This window comes from Magnetococcales bacterium, assembly GCA_015228935.1.
GTDB lineage: Bacteria > Pseudomonadota > Magnetococcia > Magnetococcales > DC0425bin3 > HA3dbin3.
Window position 1 is genome coordinate 1 of sequence record JADGCO010000141.1, and the last position, 8,410, is coordinate 8,410.

At 54.8% G+C, this 8,410-nt stretch carries 8 protein-coding genes; 3 read left to right on the top strand and 5 right to left on the bottom strand.

Going from position 1 to position 8,410, the window contains the following annotated elements:
- Positions 1-70: 70 nt before the first annotated feature.
- Positions 71-637, top strand: a complete 567-nt coding sequence (locus tag HQL65_19290; protein MBF0138381.1) for an ImmA/IrrE family metallo-endopeptidase — start codon at positions 71-73, stop codon at positions 635-637.
- A 13-nt stretch (positions 638-650) separates the two neighbouring features.
- Here HQL65_19290 and HQL65_19295 read toward each other — a convergent pair whose 3' ends face one another.
- The 5 genes from HQL65_19295 to rpoE form a co-directional block, all read right to left on the bottom strand.
- Positions 651-1,049: a hypothetical protein gene (locus HQL65_19295; GenBank protein MBF0138382.1), complete on the bottom strand. Its 399-nt coding sequence runs from the start codon at positions 1,047-1,049 to the stop codon at positions 651-653.
- 96 nt (positions 1,050-1,145) lie between these two features.
- On the bottom strand, positions 1,146-2,627 hold the full coding sequence (locus HQL65_19300) for a DegQ family serine endoprotease (protein ID MBF0138383.1): 1,482 nt from the start codon (positions 2,625-2,627) through the stop codon (positions 1,146-1,148).
- An 8-nt stretch (positions 2,628-2,635) separates the two neighbouring features.
- Positions 2,636-3,118, bottom strand: coding sequence for a SoxR reducing system RseC family protein (locus tag HQL65_19305; GenBank protein MBF0138384.1), 483 nt, complete (start codon positions 3,116-3,118; stop codon positions 2,636-2,638).
- A gap of 32 nt (positions 3,119-3,150) precedes the next feature.
- Positions 3,151-3,447 (bottom strand): zf-HC2 domain-containing protein, encoded by a 297-nt coding sequence (locus HQL65_19310; protein ID MBF0138385.1) that lies wholly within the window; start codon positions 3,445-3,447, stop codon positions 3,151-3,153.
- A gap of 126 nt (positions 3,448-3,573) precedes the next feature.
- Positions 3,574-4,209: an RNA polymerase sigma factor RpoE gene (rpoE, locus tag HQL65_19315; protein ID MBF0138386.1), complete on the bottom strand. Its 636-nt coding sequence runs from the start codon at positions 4,207-4,209 to the stop codon at positions 3,574-3,576.
- A gap of 190 nt (positions 4,210-4,399) precedes the next feature.
- On the opposite strand from rpoE, the gene nadB reads away from it, so the two are divergent.
- Positions 4,400-6,025: an L-aspartate oxidase gene (nadB, locus tag HQL65_19320; protein ID MBF0138387.1), complete on the top strand. Its 1,626-nt coding sequence runs from the start codon at positions 4,400-4,402 to the stop codon at positions 6,023-6,025.
- Between the two features lie 53 nt (positions 6,026-6,078).
- Positions 6,079-8,118, top strand: a complete 2,040-nt coding sequence (locus HQL65_19325; GenBank protein ID MBF0138388.1) for a hypothetical protein — start codon at positions 6,079-6,081, stop codon at positions 8,116-8,118.
- Positions 8,119-8,410: the final 292 nt, after the last annotated feature.

The following is an 8,410-nucleotide window of genomic DNA, read 5'->3' on the forward strand; positions in this document are numbered from 1 at the left end:
TGCTTGAAATCATCTCAAAAGCAGCTCGAAAAATGGGAAAAGCTGCGAAGATGGGCCAAGTGAACAGGGTATGGAACTGGCCCGTCTGTTGCGCAAAAAAAAAGGAATCGCAAGCAACAGTCAGGGTCGGATAGAACCGGAGTCGATATTGTCGGCATGGGGAGTCGATGTCACCGAGTTCAGATCAGAAGCAAAGCTTGATGCCGTGGCCGTTTGGGGATATGGACTGAAACCCACAATAATCGTCAACACCAACGGTGCGCGTGCTGGTATTGATACCGGGCGCAGGTTCACTTTGGCCCACGAAATGGCCCATTTGCTCATGGATGCCGATCAGGATGCCGATGTTTTGGGTGGACGGGAAATTCCGAATCGTGACGCCGAAACACGCGCTAACGCCTTCGCCGCAGAATTGATCCTGCCCGAAGAAGCGGCTCGTCACGCCCTGGAAGAAGCCATGTCCAACAATACGTCCCTGTCGGACAAAGATCTTTCAGATATTGTAGATAACTTGAGTGCGAAGTTCGGTGCCAGCCACGAGCTGGTCTCCTGGAAGCTCATCCATACCCACATGCTTTCCGATGAAGAACAACTGTGCATTCGTAAAAATCTCAAGTCGATCCTTGAACCATACTGACCTGCGCACTCACTCATTCCCGATGTTCTTCGCCGATGTGGATGACGATCACATCGGGCCAGACCGGGTGAATGGCGGCCAGGATTTCGCGCACGGCACGGGGAATGTCGCCATGGTCGGATAATCCAGCCAACGCGACATCCGCCCGCATGCCGAACAAGGGCCACTCACCGACATCGTCGAGATAAGCCTTGGCCAGGGCATAGGCCCAATGCGGCAAATCCTGTGGATCATTCAGGTAGGTCGTGAAGCGGCGGCGGTCATTGTCGGGACCGTCCTCGATGCTGACCACCCAACGCGCCCCGGGTGACTCCACATAAGCGGCCAACCACTCGGGAGGGCGTTCCCGGCCCATGGCCAACCAACGCTGGTGACGCTCTTCCCACGGTGGGGGCATTTGCTCGGCGTCCACGGATGCTATCCTGTCCATGTCCATTGGCTCAAACTCACCCATCAACCATCAGGGCCAGAGAGTACGGCTTCACCTTTTCAGCCTGAAAAAAATTCGCTAATCGACCTTCATGGCCAAAAAGCGCGGATCCCCTTCGCGCATGACGAGAATCAGGAGCATATCGCCTTTTTTCAGGCCTTTGGTCAGGCGTTGGTACTCGTTCAGATTGTGAATTTTGTTGCGGTTGATTTCACTGATGACATCGCCGGGACGCAAACCCACCGCATAGGCACTGCTGCCGGGTTTGACAGCCGTGATGACAATGCCCTCCATATCCTCGGCAATATCGAGATCCTGCCGGAGTTTCGGGGTGATGGCCGAAACTGTCAGACCCAGGGGACCCTTGTCCGTATGCGGGGATGCGGTCGAAACAACGGTCTCTTCCTTCATTTCGGAAATGGTGACCGAGAGCTTTTTGCGGCTGCCATCGCGAACAATCTCCACGTCCACCTTTTTGCCAACCGGGGCGGCGGCCACAATGGTGGGCAGTTCATGCATGCGATCGACGGGATGGTTGTCGAAGGAGACAATGACATCCCTGGCTTTCAAACCGGCCTTGTCGGCAGGACCGCCTGGATCGACACTCGCCACGAGCGCCCCATGCCGCTTGTCCAGGCCCAGGGCATCGGCCAGATCCTGGGTGATGGTCTGGATGCGCACACCGAGCCAGCCACGGGTGACACGACCATGGGATTTCAATTGATCGACGATTTGTTTGGCCAGGTTGACCGGAATGGCAAAACCAATCCCCATGTTGCCCCCGGAGCGGGAGAAAATGGCCGTATTGATGCCGATGACCTGTCCTTCCAGATTGAAGAGAGGCCCGCCTGAATTGCCCGGGTTGATGGCCGCATCGGTCTGGATGAAGTCGTCGTAGGGACCTGTGCCGATGACCCGACCTTTGGCAGAAATGATGCCAACCGTCACTGTGGCTTCCAGTCCAAAGGGATTGCCGATGGCCAGGACCCAGGACCCGACTTCGGATTTTTCAGAGTCTCCCAGGGACGCCTCCGGCAAAGGATGCGGTGCCCTGATGCGAATCAGGGCCAGATCGGTCTTGGCATCCTTGCCCACCACTTCGGCGGTATACTCTTCGTCGTTCGAAAGACGCACCAAAATTTCTGAAGCATTCTCAACCACATGATTATTCGTCAGGATAAAGCCGGTCGAGTTGATGATCACGCCGGAACCGAGACTGCGGGACTTGAAACCCTGATCGGGCAGGCGATCAAAAAAGCGTTTGAAAAACTCTTCGAACGGGGTCCCTTTGAAGGAAAAATCCCGCATGCCGGGAGGCGGCGAGCCCTTGGGATTGTTGGGACGCGAGGGGTCGGTCTCTTCGTCATCCCCCTCATCGGCATTTTTATTATTGGTGCCTTGTGCCGTACTGATGTTGACCACGACGGGTTTCAGGCTTTTGACCAGGGGTACCAGATCCGGGCTGACGAGGGGTGGAGCCGAACTGCCACTGCCGGGAGCAAAAACAAACAAGGTCGCCAACAACACCGGCAGAAAACGTGGACAGGCATTGTTCTTCATGAATGTCCTCAATCCAGGGAATGTCGCACGGAAGCATGTGTGCCAACCGACACCACATCCGAGATAACGGGAAGAAAGCGGGCACTGTTTTCAATTCGGGTGTTGAAACCACGCAACAGGAAAAAAGCGACACCAAGACCCACGAATCCGGCCAAAGCGCCAAAACCTTCGGCAGCACGAACCAGACCGTGATCCAGCAACAGTGAGCGCACCGCAGCACCCACCAGGATCATGACCAGCAATGGGACAATGTAGACCATGAAAGAGGCTCTGAGGAACTGACGTTCCTGGATTTCGACCACCACCCGATCACCGACCTTTGCTCCGGCCTGATTATTGGCGCGTATTCGGGTCTCTTCGTGACCACTGCTCAGGGTCAGTGTGCTGCAACTGCCTTTGCTGGCGCAAGACCCGCAGGATTTTTTTCGTTCGCTGGTGACGATGGCCACCGATCCTTCCAGACTGATCACCCGTCCCTCTTCTCGCATCATGACAATTTCCTCACAACTCTCACGCCATTCTCCTATTTTTGTAGCGTATTATTTTTAATCGTCCATACGGGGAGAGAAGCGGAGCGGATCATTCCCTGGGAAGGGTGGTGGTATTTATTTTCATCAATGGCTGCCATGACCGAGGAGATCACCCCTTCCGGATCGGGAACGAGGCATTTTTTTTGAATGGCATCGCGCGCCCGGGCCAGATCACTGAATTTATGACAGCACGCTTGGCAGTCCAACAGGTGGGATGTGACGGAATCCAGGAGAAGTTCATCCAACTCTCCATCCAGGTATGCCGATATCAACTCGTGATCGCAATGCATGCTTGCACCCTCTTGGTTTGATTCCGCCTGGCCCGATATGGATGGACACCGACCAGCGGAGAATGCCACCCTTTGGCGTTGCGGAGATCAGGATTCATGAACTTCACCAACCTGCACCTGTTTTTGCTAGTCTTTGGTTTCTTTACAATTTTCACTTTTTTCTGCATCACCAGGCAAAATATGGACGGCTCGTGTACCGGTGGCAATATACTGTTTCACGTTATCCATGATTTCCTGGCGTCCGCGAAAGATGCGGGAACGGACCGTGCCGATGGGACAGTCCATGACCTGGGCAATTTCTTCGTAGCTTTTGTCCTGGAGATCGCGCATTTCAACAGCCTGGCGCATGGCGAGCGGGAGTGCCTGGATGGCGGCATCGAGGGTTTCCAGGAGTTCCTCCCGGAGAACCTGGCACTCCGGCGTGTTGTAGTCCCGCAATTGTGGTGCCATCCTGTCGGCATCATCCAGCTCCAGGTCGCTGACGGGGACGCCCCGCTCGGCGAGCATGAGAAAATTTTTGGCCGTGTTGACAGCGATGCGGAAAAGCCATGTGTAAAATGCCGATTCACCGCGAAAAGTTGGCAGGGCACGATAGGCCTTGAGAAAAGATTCCTGGGTCAGATCCTGCACCCGGGAAGGATCGGAGACGGTTCGGGAGATGACCGATGCAATACGCCCCTGATACTTGCGTACAAGGAGTTCGAAGGCTCTGTTGTCCCCTTTTTTTACCTTCTCGACAAGAATCTGGTCCGCCTCACTCACCAGCGTCACTCACCCGTTTGCCCTCATTACAAACTTCGACATATGCCCTCATAAATAGTTCCTTATTCTAGCATGAACCCGGCCCGACGCAACACCCTCCTTGTCAGCCATGCTTTGCAGGAACTGGACCTGGGGGTTGCACCCTGCTAAAAAAGATCATGCGTTACCTCTTTTGCATTGGAAATCGGACATGGCAAACAATAAACCCGTATCCAGACGCCTGATCGAATCGGACTATCTGATCATCGGCAGCGGTGTGGCCGGATTGGATCTGGCCCTGCATCTCGCGGAGCATGGCCAGGTCATCATTCTGACCAAGGGCGAAGCCTCCGAGTCCAACAGCTTTTATGCCCAGGGGGGTATTGCTGCCGTCCTGGCCCCCAATGACAATCTCGAGTCACATGTCACGGACACGCTGGAAGCCGGAGCAGGTCTTTGTCATGTCGATGCCGTTCGGTGTGTTGTCAAGAATGGTGCCAAGGCCATTCAACATTTGATCGATCTGGGGGTCCCTTTTACCCGTTCTCCAGACGGGTATCACCTGACCCGGGAGGGGGGACATTCGGCGCGCCGCGTGATTCACTCTGCCGATGCCACCGGTCAGGCGGTGATCAAAACCCTTTTGGAGCGGGCCGCCGATCATCCCCGCATCACCATCATGCCGCACCACATTGCCATCGACCTCCTGACGGACCACAAAATGGGCCGCATGATTCCCAACCGTGCGGATCATTGTCATGGTTGCCATGCACTGGAAATTCCCACCGGAGCCATTCACACCTTTCAGGCTGATTATACAATCCTGGCCACAGGTGGTGCCGGCAAGGTCTACCTCTATACATCCAACCCCGATACAGCCACCGGGGGGGGGATTGCCATGGCTTATCGCGCCGGTTGCCGGGTGGCCAACATGGAGTTCATCCAGTTTCACCCAACCTGCCTGTATCACCCCCTGGCCAAGTCGTTCTTGATTTCCGAGGCAGTACGGGGTGAAGGGGGTATTCTGATCCGGCAAAATGGCGAACCCTTCATGGAATTGCACCACCCCAAAAAAGAACTGGCCCCCCGGGATATCGTCGCCCGCGCCATCGACTTTGAAATGAAACGAACCGGCGATGATTGTGTCTTCCTGGATATCACCCACAAGGGAGAAGACTTTTTGAGGGAGCATTTTCCCAACATCATGGAAAAGTGTGCTTCCCTGGGAATCCGGATCAGCGAGGAACCCATTCCTGTCGTTCCAGCGGCCCATTATGTATGTGGCGGGGTGGTCACCGACCTGCGTGGACAAACCGATATCGAAAATCTCTATGCCATCGGTGAGGTCAGTCATACCGGTTTGCATGGTGCCAACCGATTGGCATCCAACTCCCTGCTGGAATGCCTGGTCTTTTCCGATGCCGTCAACCAGGATATTCTGCGCAAACGTCAGGAAACACCCCGTATTCCGGCACCGTCGCTCCCGTTGTGGGAAAGCTATGACACCGGAACCTGTGACGAGGAAATCCTCATCTCCCACAACTGGGATGAAATCCGGCGCTGCATGTGGAACTATGTCGGCATTGTGCGTTCCGATCATCGCCTGGCCCGGGCACGGCGGCGGATTGAAATGATCCTGCGGGAAATCAACGAATACTACTGGAATTGCCGCATTACACGTAACCTTCTGGAACTACGAGATATTTCCGTTGTTGCATCCCTCATCATCCGTTCCGCCATCCATCGCCGGGAAAGTCGTGGACTCCACTTTAATGCCAATCATCCCCAGAAAGATGATCGCAACTGGAGCAGGGATACCATCCTGCCCATTCCGTAGTCCAGACGGAATCAACAACTGCCGGTGGTGTGACGCTGTTCGGTGACAGGTCCATGGATGAAATCAAACTTCCAGCATGGAACACCGCCCTGTTTGCGGATGAAAAGCTTCACTTTTCCCTGGAAACCCAGGGGAGTGGTTTGCCCGGAGATTCGCACGCCAACCATAACAATATATTGGCAGTCACCGACCTCTGTTGCATGACGATTGTGCAAACAGGGGAAAAATATGATGTGACGCGCTTTTATTTTGATGAAATCACCAGCCTGGAAGAAATTTTTCCGCTCCATTTGAAGCTGAAGACAGCCCGCCAGGCTGTGCATATCCGTCTTTCCGACCGGTATGATCCAACCCATGTCAAGGAAGAACTTTTACCGGCCATCAAGGCTTTGCTGGCGGCAGCATCCCGGGCCAGGGTCGGTTTTCTGGTACGCAAATTAAAGGCTAAAGGTTATTTCAGCCCGAAATTTCTGTTGCGGGTCGTCCTTGGCATGCTGCTTCTGGCTGGTCTGACGGCTGGGTCATTGATTTTTGTAAAATACGACAAAGCAACGCCATCAGCCGCTCAGGGCAAACCCGTCGCCCCGGTTGGCGCAACAACCGCTGACAAGGCCACCCACGATGGTGAAAAACCGCCCCCTGTCATTCCCTCCTCACCTGGAGGGTCTGATGCGTTAAATCCCATGGGCAAGATGGCAGGAGCCGTCATCGGAACCGTGGCCACGACAGTCATGAGCCAGATGGATCCGGCCACCATGGGTAAACTGATGCAGGGCATGGCCGCACAATTGAGCGCAACGCCCGCCGGAAATGGCCCGGCCCTGAATCCAGCTCAGATGCTCGCGGCACTTCCCGCCCATAGTGGACCCATTGACATCTCCCAGTTCCGTTCTGTTGAAACAAAACCGGGAGAGTTCGATTTGAGCCAGCTTGCCAATTCCATGGGAACCCAATCCGCACAGGGCATGGATCTGCATAAAATGGCCAGTTTTCTGGACCCGGCCCGCACGTCCCTGCCTGGACAGGCGAATACATCAGCCAAGCCAGAACAGGCACATTCATCCTCCAGGATGTCTTTCTCCCGGAACGATTCACCAGGTCGCAGTCATGCGCCCATGCAGGGTATTTTACCCGGGCAGGGTGTTCCGAATTATTTAAATATATCACCGGAACTGAACAATTTGTCGGGGCAAGACGTGCAGCCAGGTCAGGGAATTCAACCGGGGCAGGGCATGCAGCCAGGTCAGGGAATTCAACCGGGGCAGGGCGTGCAACCAGGTCAGGGAATGCAACCGGGACAGGGCGTGCAGCCAGGTCAGGGAATGCAACCGGGACAGGGCGTGCAGCCAGGTCAGGGAATTCAACCGGGGCAGGGCGTGCAGCCAGGTCAGGGAATTCAACCAGATCCGAGCATCCAGACAGGCCAAAGTATTCAACAGAACTCTCCTGCGCCAACGCTCCCGGATTCATCGACAGGTAAAAATCTTTCCCGCCTGCCCGTCATTCCCCTGGATGCATACCGTCAGCAATATCCCGGTCTTTATGAACACGTGACCGATTGGAATCTGGCAACCGGATTGTATCGCCGTTATTACCATGCCCACATGTCGCGAGAAAGCTATTTTCGCCAACTGGGCCTGGATCCAAAAAATCCCGAAGGTCACTTTGTTTCCCTGAGTGATTACCGGGCCAGATATCCCGGCAACTATGACGATTTGACCGATATCGAACTGGCCGAAGGGTTGCGGCAAAAATATTTCGCAAATACACCGCCGGAAGATTTTCATGCCCGGATTGGTCTGGAAGATCCCCAGGATCTTTTTGTGATCAGGGATCGTGAAGCCCGATTGCAGGAGGCACGGGAGTTGTTGGCCGCCGGGGAAACGCAACGCGCCTATCGCATGTTTTTGCGCCTTGCCCAACAGGGATCCGCAGTTGCCCAAGCCTCTCTGGGGTACCTGTTGACCCAGGGTTTGGGAACCTTGATCCATAAACAACGGGCCATTCTGTGGTATCGCAAAGCCGCAGATCAGGGAAACAGCGATGCCCGACATAACCTCGATTTGTTGCTTGCCGCAGAACATATGAATTGAAGCATGCTGAAGAAATTAAGTAATCTAGAACGCTGGCCCTGGAACCGTAGACGAAGCGGGTGACCATGTTGCCGGAGCCGTCGAGTTCGGCGACGGGGTTCAGGTCGCTTTGGTAAAGCAGACCCTGTTTCAGGACCCCATTGACTTTGCGTCCGATACGGCGATTTTGGCCATCGATGAGATAATCGAGCCGGGTGCCGTTTGCCAGGGTCACGCCGAGGAGATTGCCCAGGGCGTTCCTAAATCCGGCAATTGGATCGGTAGCAATTTGGAGAATATCTTGAGAAAATAG

Coding starts and splice junctions, on each gene's coding strand:
- HQL65_19305 (MBF0138384.1), bottom strand. CDS start 3,118: ATGATGCGAGAAGAGGGACGGGTGATCAGTCTGGAAGGATCGGTGGCC.
- nadB (MBF0138387.1), top strand. CDS start 4,400: ATGGCAAACAATAAACCCGTATCCAGACGCCTGATCGAATCGGACTAT.
- HQL65_19290 (MBF0138381.1), top strand. CDS start 71: ATGGAACTGGCCCGTCTGTTGCGCAAAAAAAAAGGAATCGCAAGCAAC.
- HQL65_19325 (MBF0138388.1), top strand. CDS start 6,079: ATGGATGAAATCAAACTTCCAGCATGGAACACCGCCCTGTTTGCGGAT.
- HQL65_19300 (MBF0138383.1), bottom strand. CDS start 2,627: ATGAAGAACAATGCCTGTCCACGTTTTCTGCCGGTGTTGTTGGCGACC.
- HQL65_19310 (MBF0138385.1), bottom strand. CDS start 3,447: ATGCATTGCGATCACGAGTTGATATCGGCATACCTGGATGGAGAGTTG.